Origin of the sequence: Amycolatopsis oliviviridis, from assembly GCF_014654365.1 — a bacterium.
GTDB lineage: Bacteria > Actinomycetota > Actinomycetes > Mycobacteriales > Pseudonocardiaceae > Amycolatopsis > Amycolatopsis oliviviridis.
Genome location: NZ_BNAY01000004.1, coordinates 375,185 through 396,459, shown reverse-complemented (window position 1 = coordinate 396,459; position 21,275 = coordinate 375,185). Strand labels below are relative to the sequence as shown.

At 69.8% G+C, this 21,275-nt stretch carries 20 protein-coding genes; 9 read left to right on the top strand and 11 right to left on the bottom strand.

All coding sequences use genetic code 11. The annotated features are described in order from the left end of the window. The first annotated feature begins 26 nt into the window (after positions 1–26). Positions 27–3,167: an AfsR/SARP family transcriptional regulator gene (locus IE302_RS19675; protein ID WP_191255955.1), complete on the top strand. Its 3,141-nt coding sequence runs from the start codon at positions 27–29 to the stop codon at positions 3,165–3,167. Here the strand turns inward: IE302_RS19675 and IE302_RS19670 are convergent. Beyond that, on the bottom strand, positions 3,137–3,832 hold the full coding sequence (locus tag IE302_RS19670) for a hypothetical protein (protein ID WP_191255954.1): 696 nt from the start codon (positions 3,830–3,832) through the stop codon (positions 3,137–3,139). The two genes, IE302_RS19675 and IE302_RS19670, sit on opposite strands and share 31 nt — an antisense overlap. 133 nt (positions 3,833–3,965) lie before the next feature. Here IE302_RS19670 and IE302_RS19665 point away from each other — a divergent pair, with 133 nt between their 5' ends. Together IE302_RS19665 and IE302_RS19660 are read left to right on the top strand one after the other, a co-directional pair. Further along, the gene (locus tag IE302_RS19665) at positions 3,966–5,063 is read left to right on the top strand and encodes a C45 family autoproteolytic acyltransferase/hydrolase (RefSeq protein ID WP_191255953.1); all 1,098 of its coding nucleotides are present in this window, start codon (positions 3,966–3,968) and stop codon (positions 5,061–5,063) included. Next, a complete protein-coding gene (locus IE302_RS19660) occupies positions 5,060–6,607 on the top strand; it encodes an MFS transporter (protein ID WP_191255952.1) in 1,548 nt (515 codons plus the stop codon). Before IE302_RS19665 ends, IE302_RS19660 begins: the two co-directional genes overlap by 4 nt. A gap of 109 nt (positions 6,608–6,716) precedes the next feature. Here the strand turns inward: IE302_RS19660 and IE302_RS19655 are convergent, their stop codons facing one another. Next, on the bottom strand, positions 6,717–7,205 hold the full coding sequence (locus tag IE302_RS19655; protein ID WP_191255951.1) for a nuclear transport factor 2 family protein: 489 nt from the start codon (positions 7,203–7,205) through the stop codon (positions 6,717–6,719). Further along, positions 7,202–7,798, bottom strand: a complete 597-nt coding sequence (locus tag IE302_RS19650; protein WP_191255950.1) for a TetR/AcrR family transcriptional regulator — start codon at positions 7,796–7,798, stop codon at positions 7,202–7,204. The genes IE302_RS19655 and IE302_RS19650 overlap by 4 nt, the downstream gene beginning before the upstream one ends. A gap of 8 nt (positions 7,799–7,806) precedes the next feature. Between IE302_RS19650 and lhgD the strand changes: the two genes are divergently transcribed. After that, positions 7,807–9,063, top strand: coding sequence for an L-2-hydroxyglutarate dehydrogenase (gene lhgD, locus IE302_RS19645; protein ID WP_373308010.1), 1,257 nt, complete (start codon positions 7,807–7,809; stop codon positions 9,061–9,063). Here the strand turns inward: lhgD and IE302_RS19640 are convergent. The 3 genes from IE302_RS19640 to serS are packed head-to-tail and all read right to left on the bottom strand — an operon-like array spanning position 9,060 to position 12,403. Further along, positions 9,060–10,052, bottom strand: a complete 993-nt coding sequence (locus tag IE302_RS19640; protein ID WP_191255948.1) for a DUF3558 family protein — start codon at positions 10,050–10,052, stop codon at positions 9,060–9,062. The two genes, lhgD and IE302_RS19640, sit on opposite strands and share 4 nt — an antisense overlap. 47 nt (positions 10,053–10,099) lie before the next feature. Then, positions 10,100–11,110 carry a DUF3558 family protein gene (locus tag IE302_RS19635; protein WP_191255947.1) on the bottom strand — a complete coding sequence of 337 codons (1,011 nt, stop codon included), beginning with the start codon at positions 11,108–11,110 and terminating at the stop codon, positions 10,100–10,102. A gap of 24 nt (positions 11,111–11,134) precedes the next feature. Continuing rightward, entirely contained in the window at positions 11,135–12,403 is a 1,269-nt protein-coding gene (gene serS / locus IE302_RS19630) for a serine--tRNA ligase (RefSeq protein WP_191255946.1), read from the bottom strand. A 166-nt stretch (positions 12,404–12,569) separates the two neighbouring features. Between serS and IE302_RS19625 the strand changes: the two genes are divergently transcribed. Beyond that, positions 12,570–13,853, top strand: a complete 1,284-nt coding sequence (locus IE302_RS19625) for an aspartate aminotransferase family protein (protein ID WP_191255945.1) — start codon at positions 12,570–12,572, stop codon at positions 13,851–13,853. A 66-nt stretch (positions 13,854–13,919) separates the two neighbouring features. On the opposite strand, the gene IE302_RS19620 is transcribed toward IE302_RS19625, so the two are convergent. From IE302_RS19620 to IE302_RS19605, 4 genes are read right to left on the bottom strand one after another with little or no spacing between them, the layout of a single operon-like run. Then, on the bottom strand, positions 13,920–14,825 hold the full coding sequence (locus IE302_RS19620) for a haloalkane dehalogenase (RefSeq protein WP_191255944.1): 906 nt from the start codon (positions 14,823–14,825) through the stop codon (positions 13,920–13,922). Positions 14,826–14,879: 54 nt separating this feature from the next. Beyond that, positions 14,880–15,332: a DUF350 domain-containing protein gene (locus IE302_RS19615; RefSeq protein WP_005149563.1), complete on the bottom strand. Its 453-nt coding sequence runs from the start codon at positions 15,330–15,332 to the stop codon at positions 14,880–14,882. Between the two features lie 47 nt (positions 15,333–15,379). Continuing rightward, positions 15,380–16,546: a glutathionylspermidine synthase family protein gene (locus tag IE302_RS19610; protein WP_191255943.1), complete on the bottom strand. Its 1,167-nt coding sequence runs from the start codon at positions 16,544–16,546 to the stop codon at positions 15,380–15,382. Continuing rightward, positions 16,547–17,155: a hypothetical protein gene (locus tag IE302_RS19605; RefSeq protein WP_229907853.1), complete on the bottom strand. Its 609-nt coding sequence runs from the start codon at positions 17,153–17,155 to the stop codon at positions 16,547–16,549. Between the two features lie 94 nt (positions 17,156–17,249). Here IE302_RS19605 and IE302_RS19600 point away from each other — a divergent pair, with 94 nt between their 5' ends. From IE302_RS19600 to IE302_RS19585, 4 genes are all read left to right on the top strand, one after another. Continuing rightward, positions 17,250–18,248, top strand: coding sequence for a septum formation family protein (locus tag IE302_RS19600; protein ID WP_191255942.1), 999 nt, complete (start codon positions 17,250–17,252; stop codon positions 18,246–18,248). A gap of 4 nt (positions 18,249–18,252) precedes the next feature. Next, entirely contained in the window at positions 18,253–18,603 is a 351-nt protein-coding gene (locus IE302_RS19595; RefSeq protein ID WP_020632845.1) for a metallopeptidase family protein, read from the top strand. Positions 18,604–18,818: 215 nt separating this feature from the next. Next, positions 18,819–20,090 (top strand): MFS transporter, encoded by a 1,272-nt coding sequence (locus IE302_RS19590; protein WP_191255941.1) that lies wholly within the window; start codon positions 18,819–18,821, stop codon positions 20,088–20,090. 60 nt (positions 20,091–20,150) lie between these two features. Further along, positions 20,151–20,585 (top strand): hypothetical protein, encoded by a 435-nt coding sequence (locus IE302_RS19585; protein ID WP_191255940.1) that lies wholly within the window; start codon positions 20,151–20,153, stop codon positions 20,583–20,585. Positions 20,586–20,588: 3 nt separating this feature from the next. Here IE302_RS19585 and IE302_RS19580 read toward each other — a convergent pair whose 3' ends face one another. Next, positions 20,589–21,239 carry a DUF4232 domain-containing protein gene (locus IE302_RS19580; RefSeq protein ID WP_191255939.1) on the bottom strand — a complete coding sequence of 217 codons (651 nt, stop codon included), beginning with the start codon at positions 21,237–21,239 and terminating at the stop codon, positions 20,589–20,591. Positions 21,240–21,275 lie beyond the last annotated feature (36 nt).

Below are 21,275 nucleotides of genomic sequence, written 5' to 3'. Positions count from 1 at the left end.
ACCACCGGACGCCCTAATCTGGCGGCATGCGATTCGGCGTTCTGGGGGCGACGGAGGTGCGCCGCGAAGACGGCACCGCCGTCGCGGTCGGCGGGCCCAGGGTCCGGACGCTGTTCGCGTTGCTCGCGCTGGAGGCGGGCCGGGTCGTCCCGGCGGAACGGCTCATCGACGGCCTCTACGGCGAGCAGCCACCCGAAGGGGTGACGAACGCGCTGCAATCCCAGGTCTCGCGGCTGCGCGGCGCGCTGAAGGATCTCGCACCCGTCGAGTTCAGCCCGGCGGGTTACCGGCTGGCCGTGGACCCCGGCGACGTCGACGTGCACCGCTTCGAACGGCTCGCTGCCGAAGGTCGGCGCACTCTCGCGGCGGGAGACGCCGCGAAGGCGTCTGACCTGCTTCGCGACGCTCTCGGTCTCTGGCGTGGGCCGGCGTTCGCGGACATCACCGACGCGCCGTTCCGCGATCCGCAGGTCACCAGGCTGAACGAGCTGAAGACGTCGGCGATCGAAGACCGCGTCGAGGCCGAACTCAAGCTGGGGAGCCACGAGGACGTCCTCGCCGCGCTCCGCGAGATCATCGACGACCAGCCGCTGAGGGAACGGCCACGCGCGTTGCTGATCCGCGCGCTGCACGCCGCCGGACGTCAGGCCGACGCGCTCACCGCTTTCGAGGACGCCCGCCGCGTCCTGGCGGACGAACTCGGCACCGACCCCGGACCGGAGCTCGCCGCCGCGCATCTGGCCGTGCTCCGCGGTGAGACGCCGCCCGTCAAGGCCACGACGACACCGCTCCCCGCGCAGCTCACCAGCTTCATCGGCCGCGAAGGCGACCTTCGGCACGTGCTCGGCCAGCTGGACCGCTCGCGGCTGGTGACGCTGACCGGGCCTGGCGGGGCGGGCAAGACCCGGCTGGCCATCGAGACCGCCGCCGCGTCGGACCTCCCGGCGGTCTTCGTCGAACTCGCGCCCTACAGCGAGCACGCCGACGTCGCCCACGCCGTGCTGACCGCGCTCGGCCTGCGAACGGTCCCGCTCGGCGGGGTCGCCGTCCCGGTGGAGACCGCGCCGCTGGACCGGCTGATCGACGCGCTGGCCGACCGGGCGGTGCTGCTGGTGCTCGACAACTGCGAGCATCTGGTCGAGGCCGCCGCGACGCTAGTCGCCCGGCTGCTCGGCGCGGCCGCCGCGCTGCGGGTACTGGCCACCAGCCGCGAACCGCTGGGCATCACCGGCGAGGTCGTCTCCCCCGTGCCGCGGCTCGCCGTGCCGCCGCCGGGCACGCCGCCTGCGCGGTCGCTGGAGTTCGCCGCCGTCCGGCTGTTCGCCGACCGCGCGCGGGCCAACGACCCTGGCTTCGCCGTCGACGACACCACGGCGGGCGACGTCCAGCGGGTGTGCGCCGCGCTCGACGGGCTGCCGCTGGCCATCGAGCTCGCCGCCGCGCGGGTGCGGACGCTGCCGGTCGGCGAGATCGCGTCACGGCTGGACGACCGGTTCCGCTTGCTCTCCAGGGGCAGCCGGGGCGCCGAAAGCAGGCATCGCACGCTGCGCGGCGTCGTCGAATGGAGCTGGGACCTCCTGGAGGAGGACGAACGCCTGCTCGGCAGGCGGCTGACCGTCTTCGCGGGCGGCACGACCCTCGCCGACGCCGAAGCGGTCTGCGCCGTCCCGGACGTCGAGGACCTGCTTCCGTCCCTTGTGGACAGATCACTGGTCGAACGCACCGGGGATCGGTACCGGATGCTTGAAACCATCCGGGCGTTCTTCGCCGAGAAGCTCGCCGAAGCCGGCGAAGCGGAACAGATGCGGCGCGCGCACGCTGAGCATTTCCTCGCCCTCGCCGAAGAAGCGGACCCGCTCCTGCGCACCGGCGAACAGCTGGTCTGGCTCGACCGGCTCGACGCCGCCTACGACGATCTCCTGGCAGCGTTGCGCTGGGCCACCGAAGCCGACGTACGGATCGCGCTCCGGCTCTCGGCGTCGCTGGTGACGTACTGGTGGATGCGCGGCCGCCGGTTCGAAGGTTCGACGCTGTGCGTGGAAGTGGTCAAGAACCTCGGCCCGAAGCCACCGGACGGCCTCGAAGAGGAGTACCAGCTCTGCGTGCTCAGCGCCGCCGCCGGACTCCGCGGCGGCGCTGAACATGAGGCCCTCGGCCGTCACTTTCCCGAGGTGGACGGCCTCGTGCGGACCATGGTCAGTGCGCCGAGGAACCCGGCGCTGCTGATGCTGATGGGGGTGGTGACCGGACCACCCGGTGACGACGACGAGCTGCTCAAGCGCGGTCAGGCCCTCTTGGCACACAGTGACGCGTGGAGCCTCGCGCTGGTGCCGACCGGCTACGGGCTGCGCATGCTGATGCAGGGCAAGCTCGAAACGGCGGAAGGACTGCTGCGCGAAGGGGAGGCCGCGTTCCGGGCGATCGGGGAACGCTGGGGCCTTTCGATGACGCTCGACCATCTGTCGCAGATCCTGATCTGGACGAACCGGCAGGCCGAAGCCCTCGAAATGATGGACGAGGCGCTCCGGCTGATGCGGGAACTCGGCGCGTCCGACGACAACGCGGACCTGCTGTGCCGCCGGGGCACCAGCAAGCTGCTCCACGGCGACGCGGCGGGAGCGCGGGCGGACTTCGAACTCGCCATCGAGATCGCGCGCCGCGCCGGGATGCCCGAAAGCCGGGCATTCGGGTACGTCGGCCTCGCCACCCTCGCGCGACACGGAGGTGACCTGGCCACGGCTCGCGCCTTGAGCGAACTCGCGCTTTCGGAGTGCACCGGTGGCTCTTTCACGTCCGAAGGGGGCCGCTCCGGGGCCCGGATCTCGCTCGCCTGGGTCGCGGCGGCCGAGGGCGACGCCGACCAGGCCGAGGAACTGCACCGGCGAGCGCTCGAGTCGGCGGATCAGTGGAACGACAGCACCACCTTGGCCTGCGCCGTCGAAGGTCTCGCCGGGGTCGCGCTGCTCCGGGGCGACGCCGAGCGGGCGGCGGTCCTGATCGGCGCCGCGGTGACCATCCGGGGCACCCCGTTCGCCGTCGATCTGGACGCCGCCCTGCTCCGGACATCCGCGCGGAAGGTGCTCGGCGACGACTTCGACCGGGCCTACCGCCGGGGACTCGGCCTGCGCGGCGCCGCTCAGCTGGCCGGGTTCCCGAGCGAGTCCTGAGCGCGGGTCAGCCGGATCCCCTGCGGCGCGAAGCGGCCGATGGCCTCGGTCAGCAGCCGCGGGTCGAGCTCGCTGTCCTGGACGGCGACGTACAGCGGTTCCGCGTTGACCGGGATCGCGCCGAGGCGGGTCATCCCGGGGCCGACCGGGTCGGTGGTGAGCCGGGTGACGTCACGCCAGGGCACGACCGTCCGCTCGACCCGGACGCCCACCGCGTCCAGTTCGAAGAGCACCCACTGCTGGTCGTGCAGCGACCGCACGTAGGCGATGGTGCCGACACCGCCGGCGATCAGGACGATCCGCAGCGGACCGGGCGCCCCGATCGACCCGAGCAGGGCGGCGATCCCGAAGAAGGCCACCAGGAGCCCGGTGAACTTCGCCGCGCCGACGAGGCCCGCGTTCGGCTTGTGGACCCGGAAGCGCACGTTGCGCATCAGGTGTTTGGTCAGCACGCCGCCACCGACCGCGGCCGCCGACGCGATCAGCGTCACCACCAGGGAGCCCGGGGTGAAGTCGACCAGCGCGTTGTATCCGGCGATCAGCGCGACGAAGCCGCCGATGACGGTCAGCGCCAGCGCGCCCTTGCCCTTGCGTGTCTCCCGCTCGCGGAGTTCGAGCGCGGCCTGATCCGGGGCGGCGAGGAAACCGCCGTCGATGTTCCTCATGTCGCTCTGCACCGCTTCCTCGTTGTCGTTTGCCGTGGTGAGAGCACTTTCGCGCGGGGCACATGACATTCGGATGACAAGCCGTCAGCGCGTGGTGCGCGGACGGTCAGCGACGGCGGACACGCTCCGGAACATGACTTACCTCGCGGGATCTCCCGAAGACTTCCTGGCCGTCCGGCACCTGACGCTGCGCGGCACCCAGGCCGAGATCGGCCACGCCCTCGGTGTCGAGACCAAAGAGCGTTCGAACTGGTCGCCGCCGCCGGTCGACCCGATCGTCGCCAAGGCGCGGCGCACCTGGTTCGCCCGGAACTGGCCGCAGTACGCCGAACGCACGGCCGGGTTCGCCGAGGCGTACGGGCTGCCGTCCGACGCGGCGGTCTCCTTCGATAACGCGTCGGCCCTGCCCGCCGGGTCCGGCTGTTCGGCGCTGTGGACGGGCAGCGAGCTCGGCCGGAACTACGACTTCTTCACCCTGAGCTGGACCCAGCTGGGCGCGGTGATGGCGGGCGCGGAGCCCGTCGACGACGGGACCGTTCCGATGGCGTCGCGGCCCTACGTCCTGACCACGATCCCCGACGACGGCATCGCCTCGACCTCGCTTTCGATGTCCACAGTGGACGGTGCGATGGAAGGTGTCAACGAGGCGGGGCTCGTCGTCGCGCTGCTGATGGCGGACCTCGAAGCGGCCACGCCGCTGGACCACGATCCCGGGCCGCAGGCGGGGCTTTCGGTACCCCAGGTCTGCCGATACCTGCTGGACACGTGCGAAACCGTCGACGAGGCCAAGGAAGCGCTGATGCTCGCCAAGCAGTACTCGCACGGCGCGCCCTGCCACTACATCGTCGCCGACGCCTCGGGCCGAGGCTTCGTCTACGAGCGCGGCGCGCACGACATCGAGTACTTCGTCGAGGTCGGCGACGGACCGCTGTGCGTCACGAACCACCTGCTGCACCGCCACCCGGACCTCGAAGCGCTGCCCGAGGACACGCCGGAGACCATGCTCACCTACCAGCGGCTGCGCACCCTCACCAAGGAAGCGGGGGCCGGGCCGCGCGACGCGCTCGACGCGGTGTCCGTCGCGATCGAGCCCGGTGCGCCGTGGCGGACGTTGTGGCGCAGCGTCCTCGATCCGGCCGCCCGCACGATGAGCACCCGGTTCTACCTGGGTGACGGCGAGAACGGCACCGCGCGGCACTCGCCGGAACTCACGTTCGGGATTTCGCGGTGACCATCGGCAAGGGCCGCAAGATCGGCACCGTCGCGGTCTGCGTGCTGGCGCAGCTGCTGATCGCGATCGACCTGACCGTGCTGCACCTGGTGCTGCCGTCGCTTTCGGAGCAGCTGCACCCGTCGACGACGGAACTGCTGTGGATCGCCGACGCGTACGGCTTCGCGCTCGCCGGGCTGCTGATCACGATGGGGAACATCGGCGACCGCGTCGGCCGGAAGAAACTGCTGCTGATCGGGGCGTCGCTGTTCGGTGCCGCCTCGGTGATCACGGCGTACGCGCCGTCGTCGGAACTCCTGATCGCCGCTCGCGCACTGCTCGGGGTCGCCGCCGCGACGCTCATGCCGTCCACGCTGTCGATCCTGCGGAACGTGTTCACCGGCAAGGAACGCGCGGCCGTGATCGGGGTTTCCAGCGGGCTGACGATCCTCGGTTTCGGCATGGGACCGCTCGTCGGCGGCTTCCTGCTCGACCATTTCTGGTGGGGTTCGGTGTTCCTGGTCAACGTGCCGGTGGTGGTGGTCATGGTGATCGCCGGCGCGCTGATCCTGCCCGAATCGAAGAACCCCTCACCGGGCCGGATCGATGTGCCCAGCGTGCTGCTGTCCGTCGCCGGCATGGTCGGGATCGTCTACACGATCAAGGAGATCGCGTACCAGGGCTGGGGGCACTGGGACATCGCGGTCGCCGCGGTGCTCGGGCTCGGCTGCCTGCTGGCGTTCGTCTTGCGGCAACCGCGGCTGGCCGAGCCGCTGATGGACCTGAAGCTGTTCGCGCAGCGGGCGTTCTCGGCGACCGTCGGCACCACGATCCTGGCGATGTTCGCGCAGCTGGCGGTGTCGCTGATGTTCGCGCAGTACCTGCAGCTGGTGGTGGGCTGGTCGCCGTTGAAGTCCGGGCTCGCCGGGCTGCCGGGGATGGGCGGCGCGATCCTCGGCGGCGTGCTCGCGCCACTGGCGATCAAGGCGTTCGGGCGGGCGGTCACCATCGCGCTGGGCTGTGCGTTGTCGGCGGTCGGGTTCGCGTTGTACTCGGGTATCGGCGTGACGATCGTGTACACCGACCTGCTGTTCGCGATGATCGTCTTCGGGGTGGGGCTGGCGCTGATCCTCTCCGTCGCGACGGACACGGTGCTCGGCGTCGTGCCGAAGGACCGGGCGGGAGCGGCGTCCGCGATCTCCGAGACGGCGACCGAACTCGGTGGGGCGCTGGGGATCGCGATCCTCGGCAGTGTGCTCGGCGCGCTGTACCGGAGGGAACTCGTCGTCCCGGACGGCGTGCCGCCCGAGGCCGCCGGGGCGATCTCGGACACCCTCGGCGGCGCCGTCCAGGTCGCTGCGCAGCTCCCGCCCGAACAGGGAGCTTTGGTCCTCACCACCGCGAAACTGGCGTTCGTCGACGGATTGCAGGTGACGATGCTGTGCTCGGCGGGGTTGATGGCGCTGCTGGCGGTGAGCGCGCTGTTCACGCTGCGCGGGGTACCGAAGGAGCTTGAGGACCCCGAAGAGACTTCGCCTGCTTCGCCTGTCGGTGCGGCCGTGTAAAAATGTCATGAACGGCCCTTTCCTGACGTTTTTCGTCAGGAAAGGGCCGTTCATGACATTCGTCAGCGGGGTTCGGCGACTTTCGCGTTTAGTCCTCTGGATGCGGTCGTCAGCGGGGTCCGGCGAGCGGGACGGCGCGACGGTCGCCTGACCGCACCATGGCCAGCAGCGGTTTCGTGGCCACCGCGAGCAATCGGGCCGCGAACGTGCGCCCGTTGCGACGCGCGATGTCCGGGCCGAAGGCGTCCATCAGCGTGACGATCCCGGGCAGCGGCCGCACGAACAGCGTCACCTCGGTGATGAGCCCGTCTTCGCCGAGTTTCAGCACCGCCGCCTCTTCGATCTCCTCCTCGCCGATGCGCGCGGTGTAGACGACCACCCGCGTCGACGCGTCGCCGGTGTCGGTGTGGAACCGCACGTCGCGCAGATGCGAGTAGGCGACTTCCAGCAGCGGCTTGAGTTCCGCGTGCCCGGTGAAGCGGACCCGGCTGGTCAGCGGGGAGTGCACGATCGCGTCCGGCGCGAAGGCGCTCAGCGCGAGTTCGACGTCCTTTGTCTCGAGTGCCCGGCGGTACCGCTCGGTGGTGTCGATGCTCATATGTCCTCCTGGATCAGGTTCCCCAGACCGCGCCACAGCAGATCCGCCGTGAGCGCGACGACTTGCTCCCGCGGGATGTCGCGGTTGCTCCACCACCAGGTGGCGATGGCGTTCAAGGCGCTCTTCGCCGCTTCGGCGAGCGCTTCGTTCGCGCGGTCGCGCGGCAGGTCCGCGGTCAGCGCCAGGCCGGGGACCCGGGCGAACACCTCGGTCAGCTGCCCGGTGGCCCTGGCCTGCCCGCGCCGGTGCACCTCGGCGACGCCCTCGTCGGACGGCGTCTCCGCGAAGATCATCCGCCAGCCGCGTTCGTTCGCCTCCATCCAGGCGAAGATCGCCGCGACCCGGCCATGCAGCAGTTCCTCGGCGGTGTCCGACGGCGGCAGCTCCGCCCAGCCCGCCAGCAGACTGTCCACTTCGGACTCCAGCAGACCGGCGTACAGCGCGGCCTTGGACGGGAAATGGTCGTAGAGCACGGGCGTGCTGATCCCGGCGGCCGTCGCGACCTCGCGCATCCCGGACGCGTCGTACCCGGACGCGGCGAACACGCGCGCCGCCGCGGCCAGGATCCGCTCCCGGCGTTCGTCCTTGCTCAACCGTTTACCTGACATCGGTCAGGTACGCTACCAGTCAACCTGACAACTGTCAGGTAGCGCTCCGGGTAACCTGGTCGATCGTGCGCACAGTCGTAGTCATCGGGGGCGGGATCGTCGGTCTCGCCACAGCCTGGGAACTGACCAAACGAGGCCTGGACGTCACGGTGCTCGAAAAGGAGGACCGCTGGGCCGCCCACCAGACCGGGCACAACTCGAACGTCGTGCACGCGGGGCTCTACTACAAACCGGGATCCTTCAAGGCGAGGATGTCCACCGCGGGCAATCGGTCCATTGTGGACTTCGCGCGGCAGTACGGGGTGCCGGTCGAGGTGTGCGGCAAACTGGTCGTCGCCACCTCCGAAGCCGAGCTCCCGGCACTGAAGGTGCTCGCCGAGCGGGCCGAGGCGAACGGCGTCCCGGCCAAGCTGATCACGCCGAGCGAGGCCCGCGAGTACGAGCCCGAGGTCTCGTGCGTCGCCGCGTTGCGCGTGGAGTCCACCGGCATCATCGACTTCCCCGCCGTCTGCGCCGCACTGGTGCGCCTGCTCGACGAGTCCGACGCCGACCTGCGGCTCGGCACCTCCGCGCTGGGGATCCGCCCTGGCCGCACCGGCGACGTCGAGGTGGCGACCGGCGACGAGGTGATCCGCGCGGACGCGCTCGTCAACTGCGCGGGCCTGCACGCGGATCGCGTCGCGCGGCTCGCCGGGCTCACCCCGAGCGCGCGGATCGTGCCCTTCCGCGGCGAGTACTACGAACTCAAGCCCGAACGCCGCCATCTGGTGCGCGGCCTGATCTACCCGGTCCCGGACGCGTCGCTGCCGTTCCTCGGCGTGCACCTGACCCGCATGCTCGACGGCAGCGTGCACGCCGGCCCCAACGCCGTCCTCGCGCTGCGCCGCGAGGGCTACACCTGGCGCGACGTCTCCGCGAAGGATCTCGCCGAGGTCGCCCGCTTCCCCGGCGTCTGGCGGCTCGCGCGGAAGTACGCGTACCCGACCGGGCTCGACGAGGTCCGCCGGTCGTTCTCCCGCCGCCGCTTCGCCGAAAGCCTCGCGCGGCTCGTGCCCGCCGTCACCGAGGACGACATCGTGCGGCACGGCTCCGGTGTCCGGGCGCAGGCGCTGCGCCCGGACGGCGCGCTCGTCGACGACTTCCTGATCGAGACCGCGCGGAACCAGGTGCACGTCCTCAACGCGCCCTCACCGGCGGCGACGAGCGCGCTGGAGATCGCGAAGCACATCGCAGACGAGGTGTCGGGCTAGGCGGCGGGCGCGTTCGCGGTCACGAGCGGCATGACGGCCTGCGGGATCTCGCAGGCCTTGGCGTTGTCACTGAGGTCACCGGTGTCGATCTTGATCGAGGACGTCTCCGTGATCGGGAAGAGCGCGACGCAGATCGGGCTGTCCGAGGCGGAGTAGACGATCCACTTCCGGCCGTTCACCATCTGCTCGGCGGGCGTCCCCTCCAAACCGGGGACGTCCGCGGTCTTGGTCGCCGTGTAGACCCAGAGGTCGAGCGCCTTCTTGCCCTTGTCGCCGTCCGTGTCGTCCCACTGGCAGCCGTTCTTGGGATCCCGCGACGAGCCGTTCATCGGCCGCGCGGCCACGAGGTTGAGCGAGGCCGCCTGATCCGGCTTGAGCAGGGAGCACGGGTCGACGTTCACCAGCGGACCGGACGCCTCGATCGGCTTCTGTCCCGGCGGCGCGGTGATCTCCGGGCTCGGCTGCCCGCCGGGCAGATGCGAGGCGACCGCGGGAAGGGCGGCCTTCGCCAGGTCGCAGGCCTTGCTGTTGTCGCCGGCGGGGGCGTCGCTGGAGACCTCGATGAACGTCTTCGCGTCCAGTTCGGTGGACAGGGAGCAGTAGCTCGGCCCGAGGATGGTCGCGTACCTGGTCCAGGTGAAGCCGCCGACGCCGAACTTCTCGCCGGGCTGGGCACCCGCGTAGTAGTCGACCGCCGAGAGGTCCTTGCTCTGCGAGACCTCCAGCGCGACCCCTTGCGGCGCGTCCTCCAACTCGGGGAAACGGCAGACCCCGGGGATCTTCCGCTCGGGGACCGCCGGACGTTCCTTGCCCGGGTACGTGACACCGAGGGCGTCCGCCTGCTCGGCCGTCAGCAGCGCGCACGGCTCGGCCTTCGTGATCACCGGTCCCTGTCCGGGCACCGGCGACGCCGTACCGCCGATCGTCGACGTGCAGCCGCCGAGCGCCAGCACCGCCAGCCCGATCGCGAGCGAATTCCGAAACCGCATGCGTCCCCTCCTCTTCGGCTCGCACACTACTTGTGCGCGGCCGTCGTTCACGAACCGGCGGGCAGCGCCGCGCTCACCGTCGGCAGCGCGGCCCGCAGCAGGTCACAGGCCTTCGCCTCGTCGTCCCAGTGGCCGCTGGAGACCTTCACGGTGGACGAACCGGTGATCGGCAGCGCCGCCGTGCAGTACTTCAGGGAAGCGTTGAACCGGACCGTCCACTTGCGACCGCCGAGGTCGCTCTCCTCGGGGGTGCCTTCGAGCCCGGCGACGTCGGCGACGGCCGTCGACGGGAAGAACGTCACGTTCAGCGGACGCTGCCCCTTGTCGCCGTCGGAGTCCTTCCACTCGCAGCCCTTGTCCTCGGGATTGGCCAGATCGGCCTGGTCGACGGGCATTCCCGCGGCGATGGCCAGCTTCGCGGCCTCGTCCGGCTTCAGCAACGCGCACGGGTCGACCTGGAGCAACGGTCCGGACGGCTCGGGTTTCTTCTGGCCCGGCGGCGCGACGATCTTCGGGTCCGGCTGCCCGCCGGGCAGCTTCGACGAGATCGCGGGGGCGGCGGCGAGCGCGAGGTCGCAGGCCGTCGCTTCGGGCGCGCCCGTCTGGGTCTCGCTGCCGAGTTCGACGAACGACGACGGCCCGAGTTCGGTGCTGAGCGAGCAGGCCGTCGGGCCGAGCGGGGACGGGTACCGCGTCCAGGTGAAGCCGCCGATGCCGAACTTCTCGCCGGGCTGGGCACCGGCGTAGAACTCGTTCAGCGGGATGTCGATGCTTCGCGTGATCGAAAGGGACACCCCGCGCGGTGAATCGTCGCGTTCGGACAGCAGGCACATCGGCGGGAGCTGCCGGGACTTGTCGCCCTTGGTCTCGATGCCGGGCCGCTTGAGCCCCAGCGCGTCCGCGTGTTCGGGGGTGAGCAACGAGCACGGCGCCGCCTTGGTGAGCACCGGCCCCTGGCCGGGCACCGGCGACGCCGTACCCGAGATCGTCTCGGAACACCCGCCGAGCAGGAGGACCGCCGCGAAAAGCGCGGTGATCGGCTTGCTGCGGCGGTTCATGCGGGTCCCTCCTCGACGCGGACCCTACTTCGATGTCGGCGTGAGCACCTCGGTTCCGCCGAGGAAGGGACGGAGCGCTTCCGGCACCCGGACCGAACCGTCTTCGAGCTGGTGGTTCTCCAGGATCGCGACGATCCACCTGGTGGTGGCGAGCGTGCCGTTCAGCGTGGCGACGGTCTGCGGGCGGCCGTCGTCGTCGCGGTAGCGGATGCCGAGGCGGCGGGCCTGGAACGTCGTGCAGTTCGACGTCGAGGTCAGCTCGCGGTAGGTGTCCTGCGACGGCACCCACGCCTCGCAGTCGAACTTCCGGTACGCGGAGGTGCCGAGGTCGCCGGTGGCGGTGTCGATCACCCGGTACGGGACCTCGATCTTGGCGAGCATCTGCTCTTCCCAGTCCAGCAGGCGCGCGTGCTCGGCCTCGGCGTCCTCGGGACGCGTGTAGACGAACATCTCGACCTTGTCGAACTGGTGGACGCGGATGATGCCGCGGGTGTCCTTGCCGTACGAACCGGCCTCGCGGCGGTAGCAGGACGACCAGCCCGCGTAGCGCTTCGCGCCGTCGCCGAGTTCGAGGATCTCGTCGGCGTGGTAGCCGGCGAGCGGGACCTCGGAGGTGCCGACGAGGTACAGGTCGTCGTCGCGCAGCCGGTAGACCTCCGACGAGTGCGCGCCGAGGAAGCCGGTGCCCGCCATGATCTCCGGCCGGACCAGGGTCGGCGTGATCATCGGGGTGAAGCCGTTCGCCGTCGCCTGCGCGATGGCCATGTTCAGCAGGCCGAGCTGGAGCTGGGCGCCGATGCCGGTGAGGAAGTAGAACCGCGAGCCCGAGACCTTCGCGCCGCGCTCCATGTCGAGCGCGCCGAGGCCCTCGCAGAGTTCGAGGTGGTCCTTCGGCGTGAAGTCGAACTTCTTCGGCTCGCCGACGTGCTTGAGCACGACGTAGTCGTCCTCGCCGCCTTCGGGCGCGTCGGGGTGGACGAGGTTCGGCACCACGCGGTGCAGCTGCTCGAACTCCTCCGACGCCTCGGTCTGCTCGACTTCGGCCGCCTTGACCTGGGCGGCGAGGTCCTTCGCCTTGGCGAGCAGCTCGGCCCGCTCGTCACCCTGGGCCTTGGGGATGAGCTTGCCCAGCGACTTCTGCTCGGCACGCAGCTTGTCGGCGGCGGCGATCGACGACCGGCGGCGGGAGTCGAGGGAGAGCAGCTTGTCGACCACTCCTTCGTCCTCGCCACGGGCGCGCTGCGAAGCGCGCACGACGTCCGGGTCATCGCGCAGAGTCCTGGGGTCAATCACGAGTGGAAAGGGTAGTCCGTGGCCTTCGCGCACTTCGAGGCAGTTTCCCCGTACACACTGTGCGGGCCGCCGCGGAGAACCCGACAGTCTGATCGTTGTCGCCCGTTTCGGGCCGTCCCCATACTGAGCCCGGCCCCGGATTCCCTGCTGCGGACGGAGAAACCCGATGACCGATGCGGACCTGCTGGCGCGGCACAAGGCGGTACTCCCGTCGTGGCTGGCGCTCTACTACGACGAGCCGATCGAGATCGTGCACGCGCAGGACCGCCGGGTCATCGACTCGACCGGGCGCGGCTATCTCGACTTCTTCGCGGGCATCCTGACGAACTCGATGGGCTACGACGTCTCGGCGATCAGCGACGCCGTGCGCAAGCAGCTCGACACCGGGATCCTGCACACCTCGACGCTGTACCTGATCCGCTCGCAGGTCGAACTGGCCGAGCGGATCGCGAAGCTGTCCGGCATCCCGGACGCGAAGGTGTTCTTCACCAACTCCGGCACCGAAGCCAACGACACCGCGCTGATGCTCGCCACCCAGTACCGGCGCAGCAACCAGGTGCTGGCGATGCGGAACTCGTACCACGGGCGGTCGTTCGCGACGGTCGGCATCACGGGCAACCGCGGCTGGTCGGCGTCGTCGCTCAGCCCGGTGAAGGTGAGCTACGTGCACGGCGGCTACCGGTACCGCAGCCCGTTCCGGGCGCTTTCGGACACGGAGTACATCGACGCGTGCGTCGCGGACCTGGTCGACGTGCTGGAGACGGGCACTTCGGGCGACGTCGCCTGCATGATCGCCGAGCCGATCCAGGGCGTCGGCGGATTCAGCTCGCCGCCGGACGGCCTGTTCAAGGCGATGAAGGAGGTCCTCGACCAGTACGGGATCCTGTTCATCTCCGACGAGGTCCAGACCGGCTGGGGCCGGACCGGGGAGCACTACTGGGGAATCCAGGCGCATGACGTCGTCCCCGACGCGATGACCTTCGCGAAGGGCCTCGGCAACGGGCTCGCGATCGGCGGTCTCGTCGCCCGCGGCGATCTCGTCGACTGCCTGACCGCGAACTCGATCTCGACCTTCGGCGGCAACCCGGTCGCGATGGCGGGCGCGGCCGCGGTACTCGACCACATCGCCGACCACGACCTCCAGGCCAACGCGCTCGCGCGGGGCAACGAACTGCTCGACGGCCTGCGCGCGGCGGGGAACCCGCTGATCGGGGACGTCCGAGGGAAGGGCCTGATGATCGGCGTCGAGCTGGTCCAGCCGGGCGGCATGGAGCCGAACCCGGGGGCCGCGGCGCGGATGATGGAGGAGACCAAGGCGCGCGGGCTGCTGATCGGCAAGGGCGGGCTGCACGGCAACGTGCTGCGGATCGCGCCGCCGATGACGCTGACCGCCGAGGAGGCCGCGGAGGGCCTGGGGATCATCGTGGACTCGCTGGCCGCGATCTCCTGACAAGCGACATGAAAGGCCCCTTCATTGCAAATTTTGCAATGAAGGGGCCTTTCATGTCATGCCCGGTCAGGAGGTGACGAAGCGGGCGATGACCTCGCCCAGCCGCACACCGGCGTCCTCCTGGAGGAAGTGGCCGGCGCCGGTGATGGTCGGATGCTCGAGTTCCCGGGCGCCGCGCATCGAGGCCCGCAGTTCGAGGCCCCACGGCGCGGTGATCGGGTCGCCGTCGGAGAACGAGACCAGGAACGGCTTGCCCAGCTCGGAAAGTACCTTCAGCGCGGCCCGGTTGGCGGCCGACGCCGGATCGTCCGGGGTGATCGGGACGAGTGACGGCATCGCGCGCGGCGCGGCCTTGTACATCTCGTTCGGGAAAGGCGCGTCGTAGGCGGCGCGCACCTCCTCGGACAGCTTGGTCTGGCAGCCCGACTGGACGAACCGCCCGACATCGATGACCTGGGCGTTCTCCATGGTGTCCCGGAACTTGTGCCAGATCTCCGGCATGTCGGTGTCGCCGGTGGGGAGGCCGGTGTTGGCCGCGACGACCCTGGCGAAGCGGTCGGGGTTCTCGGCGACCAGCCGGAGGCCGATCAGGCCGCCCCAGTCCTGGCCGACGAGGGTGACGTCGGTCAGGTCGAGGACGTCGAAGGCGAACGCGCGCATCCACTCGACGTGCCGCTGGTAGGTGTGGTCGACCATGTCGCCGGGTTTGTCGGAGCGGCCGAAGCCGACCAGGTCGGGCGCGATGGCGCGCAGCCCGGCGTCGGCGAGCACCGGGATGACCTTCCGGTAGAGGTAGGACCACGTCGGCTCGCCGTGCAGGAGGAGGACGGGCGGGCCGTCCTCGGGTCCGGCCTCCACGTAACCCACTCTGATCACGCCGCCGTGGAGGTCGACGAGTTCCGCGTAGCGCGGTTCGAAATCGAAATCGGGCAGGTCCGAGAACCGGTCTTCCGGTGTCCTTAAAAGGCGCACGAGTCCCACGTTAGTGGGAATCGTGCGCCTATGCCGGTTTCGGAAGTCAGAAGATCACGAGATGGCAACGGCCACGATCAGGCCGAGCGCCAGGTGCGCGGAGGCCACCACGACGCTGGCCGGGGCGAACTTCTCGCTCTCGATGGTCGAGCGGATGTCGATGCGGGTCGCCCACTCCAGCAGCCGGACCGCGAGCACCTGCACGATGATGCCGAGCAGGCCGTAAACCAGCGACGTGATGAGGCCCTCGGTCAGATCGCTGGCGGAGTTCGCGATCGCCACGACGATGATGAAGGCCATCGACAGCAGGCCGGACGCGGTGACGATGACCGCGTTCGGCAGGCCGCGGGTGACCAGCTGGGACAGCTTGCCGGGCGTGGTCCAGTCGATCGCCCAGAACCCGGCGAACATCATCAGCAGGCCGACGACGCCGTACAGCAGGATCGCGCCGATCCCTCGCACGAGGTCGGAGCCGAACGTGTCGGACAGCGCAAGGGTGGTGGTCACAGGGTGCTCCCAGAGGTACGAATGTCAGGTTTGTGCGGTTGCTTCTATCACGACTCGACGATGCGGTGCGGGACGAACGCCGCACCGTCGTCTGTGACAAGTCCTGCCGTCTCGCGAATACCGAGACCGGCGGCCTGGTCCCCGACGATCCACGCGCCCAGCGCGGGCCGGTACCCCTGGAACTCCGGAAGCGGGTCGAACGCCTGGTAGACGTAGCCTTCCGCGCCGTAGACACCGTCGGTCTGCGTCTCGTACCCGGTGGCGACGATCTGCACGTTCGCGCCTTCGCGGCCGAGTTTCGGCTTGCGGACGTACTCGGTCAGCAGACCGGGGTCGTCGGCGAAGGCGGGCAGCAGGTTCGGATGCCCCGGGTAGTTCTCCCACAGGATCGCGAGCAGCGTCTTGTTGGAGAGGATCATCTTCCACAGCGGCTCGACCCACAGCGTGCGAGGCATTGTCTCGACGGCGAAGCGGCCGAACTCCTCGTCGACCACCCATTCCCACGGGTAGAGCTTCACCACGGTCGCCATCTGCGCCTCTTCGAGGTCGACGAACCGCTTGAGCACCGGGTCCCAGCCGATCTCCTCGATCGACAGGCCGACGGTGTCGAGCCCGGCCTCGGCCGCGGTCTCCTGGAGGTACGCCGTCGTCACGTGGTCCTCGCCGGACGGATCGGCCGAAGACCAGGTGAAATGCAACTCGTTGGAGGGCAGCTTCTCGGCGAGTTCGCCCCAGCGCTCGACCAGTTTCTCGTGGATCGAGTTCCACTGGTCGTCGTCGGGGAAGACCGAGGTCTTCCAGTGCCACTGCAGCACCGCGGCTTCGAGCAGCGAGGTCGGGGTGTCGGCGTTGTATTCGAGCAGCTTCGCCGGGCTCTTGCCGTCGTAGCGGAGGTCGAACCGGCCGTAGACGTGCGGATCCTGCCGCTTCCACGACTCCGCGATATGCGGCCAGACCCACTCGGGGATGCCGAAGCGGTGGTACTGCTCGGTGGTGATCACATTGTCGACGGCTTCGAGGCACATCGAGTGCAGCAGTTCGACGTCCGCCTCGACGGACAGGATCTCGTCCATGTCGAAGACGTAGTGGACCGACTCGTCCCAGTACGGCCTGGACTTGCCGGCGCCGTCACGGGCGGGGGTGCCGAAGACCAGGCCCTGTTCCTCGACGATGTTCTGCCAGTCCCGCCGGGGCGGCTTGGAATCCCGATACAACTACGAGCCCCCGCTCTTGCCGGTACCGCCGGAGGTACCGCTCTTACCGCTGATGCCGAACCCGCCGCGCTGGACGGACTTGCCTGATTTGGTGGTGACGTTCGCGTTCGACGGCGCGGTGTACGAGCCGCCGGACACGCGCTGCCCGATCGCGCCGGTGCCGCCGTAGTTGTAGCGGTAGCTGTTGTATCCGCCGCCGCCCGGGATCGGGATGAAGAAGAACCCGCCGCTGACGTGACCGCCGTGCGACCGTACGTAGTTCTCGTCGCAGTTCTGGTCGTTGTCGACGATGTCGTCGCGTACGCAGGTCGCCGTGACGTTCTCGGGCTTCGCGACGGTGTAGAACGTCGCGACCAGGCCGACCAGCCCGACGGTCACCCCGGTCCCGATCAGGAGTTTCTTCTTGGTCGAAGACTTCTTCTCGGCGGCTCGGGCCTGTTCGGCCTGGAGCGCCTCTTGTCGTTCCTGCTCCGCCAGCGCCTGCTGCCGTGCCCGCTGCTCGGCCAGCGACGGCTGCCGCGCCTGCGTGTTGCCGTCCTGGAACCGCATCGTGCCGCGCTTCGGCGGCTCCTGAGGCGCCTGTGCCCCCTGGCTGTCATCCTGCGTCATCGAAGCTCCGTAATCGCCCGCCGGCCCGAACCCGTGTCCAACACTAACCACCCGGTACGCGCACCTTACGTGCGGCGCGGGCATCATGGAGTGGATGTCTCAACAGGCCGAGCGGTTCCGTGATCCGCGAAACGCGCTGAGCACCCTGCGCACCCGGCTCGTCATGGCCGGTGTGTTCGTGGGCGCGATCATCGCGCTTTCGCTGAGTGTGGCTTTCTCGTGGAACGTAGGCCCGGAGGGCGGTGCGGGCGGAGGCGCCCCCAAACTGTCGCCCGCCGCGGCCGAAGCGTTCCAGTCTCCCCCTGGCACTTGCCTGACCTGGAACAACCCGGACGCCACCGACGCGAAGCGTGTGTCGTGCGCGGAGTCCCATCTGTTCGAGGTCACCAGCATCGTCGACATCGGCGCGCAGTACCCGGCGGGCGTGCCGAGCCCGAACCTGGAGCAGTGGCAGGAGATCTCCCGGTCACGCTGCACGGTCGACGTCAAGCCGTACCTCGGCCGCACGCTGGATCCGTACGGCAAGCTGAGCATGAACCTGCTCCGGCCGACGCCCGCGCAGTGGGAAGACGGCGACAGGCAGCTCCGATGCGGCCTGCAGTGGGCGGGCCAGGGCGGCAAGCTCCAGCCGACCAAGGGACAGGCGAAGGAGCAGAACCAGTCGGCGGTGTGGGAGCCGGGCACCTGCCTCGCGCTGCTCAACAACAGCTTCGGCGACCCGATCGACTGCGCCCAGCCGCATTCGTACGAGATGATCGCGACGATCGACCTCAAGACGAAGTTCAAGGACGCCTACCCGTCGCAGGAGCAGCAGAACACCTGGCTGGACACCGAATGCTCGACCGCCGCGCAGGAGTACACCGGCAACGCGGACCTGGCGGCGAAGAAGGTCATCCTCAGCTGGGACGTCCGTGAGCAGGAGAGCTGGGACGCCGGGTCGACGCTGGTGAACTGCAAGGTGGCGGCGGTCCTGCCGGACAACAAGGGGCTCGCCCCGGTCACCGGGAGCGTCAAGGTCGGCAACGGGGACGCCCCGCCCTCGGACGGCGGCGGCCCGCCGGCGTCGTCCTCGGCGCCGAAGACCGGCGGGTGATCCCGTGCCCGTCGAGATGACCCGGCAGCGCTTCGAAGAGCTGGTGTCGGAGGCGCTGGACGAGCTCCCGCCCGAGTTCGCGGACGCCATGGACAACGTCGTCGTCCTCGTCGAGGAGTTCAACGAGGAGTCGCCCACGATCCTCGGGCTCTACCACGGTGTCGCACTGACGGAACGGACACACGAGTACGGCGGGGTGCTGCCGGACCGGATCTCGATCTACCGGCGCCCGCTGCTGCAGATGTGCGACACCGAGGAGGACGTCGTCGAGGAGGTGCTGATCACCGTGGTCCACGAGGTCGGCCATCATTTCGGCATCGACGACGCGCGGCTGCACGAACTCGGCTGGGGCTGAGCCGCCGAACGGGCGATAGCAAAGGTCCCCTGCTCCCCCGCCGACGGATTCCGCGCCGGAGGCGGCATGGTGGGAGATTATTGTGCGTCGGGCACCAAGGGTTCTCCGGATTCTTAACTGGACGTAACAACCCAGCCACTTTGAGCGACAGCCCCGCTAAACTTTCGACCACGTTGTCGTCGGCCGGCGCCGGCGAATGCCTGGGGAGGCGGTGCATGGCCGAGTCGACGGTGCGCGGGCGCGGGGACCGGCGGTTGCGCTGGCTGCTCGCGTCGAGCGCGGCGTCGAATCTCGGCGACGGGATCGGCAAGGTCGCGTTCCCGTTGCTTGCGGTCACCCTGACCCGCGACCCGCTGCTCATCGCCGGTCTTTCGGCGACCCAGTTCCTGCCGTGGCTGCTGTTCGCGCTCCCGGCGGGCGCGCTCCTGGACCGGATCGACCGGCGGCGCGCGATGATCCTTGCGAACAGCGCCCGCGCCGTGGTCGTCGGCGGGACGGCCGCCCTGGTCGCGACCGGCGGGGCGACGATCTGGCTGGTCTACGCCGCCGCCCTGCTCATCGGCTTCGCCGAGGTGGTCGCCGACAGCGCCGCGAACGTGCTCATCCCGGCCGTCGTCGGCGAGGGTTCGCTCGACGGCGCGAACAGCAAGCTCCAGGCCTGCGAGATCGTCGGCCAGACCTTCCTCGGCGGGCCGATCGGCAGCGCCACCTTCGCGCTCTTCGCGGCCTTCCCGTTCTTGCTCAACTCAGCGGGCTTCGCGATCGCCGCGGTCGTGCTGATCGGCCTCGCCGGGAGCTACCGGGCTCGTCCTTCGACGACAGCCGCCGAGAACTCGCGTACCGCGCTTCGCGCCGAGCTGGCGGAGGGTTTCCGCTGGTTGAAGCACAGTGGACTGGTGCTGCGCCTGGTCGTCGTCGCCGGGCTGATCAGCCTGGTCAGCGAACTCGCGCAGGCGCAGCTGGTGCTGTACGCGATCGACTACCTGCGTCTCAGCGAAGCGGCCTTCGGGGTCTTCGCGTTCGTCGGCGGCATCGGCGGTTTGCTGGGCGCGGCGGTGGCTCCGCGGCTGGTGAAGGTGTCCAGCCGTCGCGCGGTGCTCCTCGGGGGCACCGCTTGCTGCGGCGCGGCGTTCACCGGCATGGGCCTGACCGGCTCGCCGGTGGCGGGGGCGGCACTGTTCGGCCTGTTCGCGGCGGCCGTCGTCGCGGTGAACATCGTGCTGGGGACGGCGAGGCACACGCTGGTCCCCGGCGAACTGCTCGGCCGGATCCTCGGCGTGTGGCGCACCGTCGTCTGGGGCGCGATCCCGATCGGCGCGCTGCTCGGCGGGCTTCTCACCCACGTCCTCGGCTCCCCGGCCCGGACGTTCCTGGCGTCCGGGCTGCTGCTGTTCGGAGTAGCCGGTTTCGCGTTCGTCTCGTTACGGCGAGGCGCCTTCGATGACGAAACGGCCACGGAGGTCCCGGTTCTCCACCAAGACCAGTGAAAACCCGGCCCTTTGGTGCTGAAATATCCATCACCGCCAGCTGGTGACGGGAGGTCCGCGATGCAGCAGACACTGGTGCCGGAGGGCGACGTGGGGACGACGGAACCTTCCAGACGCCCGCAAGTGCTCACCGCCGTCGCCGGTTTCGTAATCGGCGGTGGCGTGATCGGCATGCTTTGGGCGCTCTCGGGCGTCAACGCGGGGGCGCTCGAAGACGCCCAAGACGCGTGCAACGCCCTGGCCAGGGTCGGCACGATCCCGGACACCACCGACTCCCCCGGCGACCGGACCGTGGCCGTGCTGGCCCCCGAGATCCTGCACCGGATGACGGCCGCGCGCGAACTCTCCGCCGCGGCGGCCGCCGCCAACGAGACCTACCGGCCGCTGGCCGAGCACATCGACGGTGTCAGCCGCATGGTGTTCAGCCTGCACTTCAACGAGATCGCCGGCCAGCGGCACCTGACGCAGGCCGAACAGCTCTGCACGCAGCTCTAGGCGTCAGCCCTTCTGGACCGTCTTGACGGTCAGCTGGTTGCCGGGGATCTTCCCCGAGCAGCCGAGCCCCTGCATCGCCACGAAGTTCGACGCCGTCTCCTGCGGCAGGTACACCCGCAGCCCCCGGGTCTCGGTGGGTTTGCAGACCGCCTCGTCGTAGTTGCGGACGTTCACGAAACCGATGTCGGTGGACGCGCTCTCGCCGTTGTTCAGCTGGACCGGCCCGCCCTTGTCACCGGCACGGAACGCGGCCTCACCGACCTGGTGACCGTCCGCGCCCGTCACGTAAGAGACGCCGGGGAAACCCTGGATGGTGCACTGGTGCCCGCTCGTGTTGGTGATGACGAGCTTGCGGTACACCGTGCCCGCGGCCGCGTCGCCGCCCCCGACGGACAGCTTGACGTCGCCCGCCTTGCAGAGCCCGTCGTTCTTCGGCGCCGGGGCGGGCGCCTGGGCGGGCTGCGAGGCCGGTGCCGGGCTCGACGAGCTCGCGCTGGGCGCGGCCGAGGTGTCGGGCGCCGAACTGGACGGTGCCGCGGACGAACTCTGCGCGACCGGTGCGGTTTCCGAACCGCAGGCACTGAGCAGCAGCAACCCGGCGGTGCCCGCGACGAGACCGCCGATGGAGAGCATCTTCGAACGAACCATGGTCATTCGCCTCCCTGTAGCCGGGTGACCCACCGTTCAGTA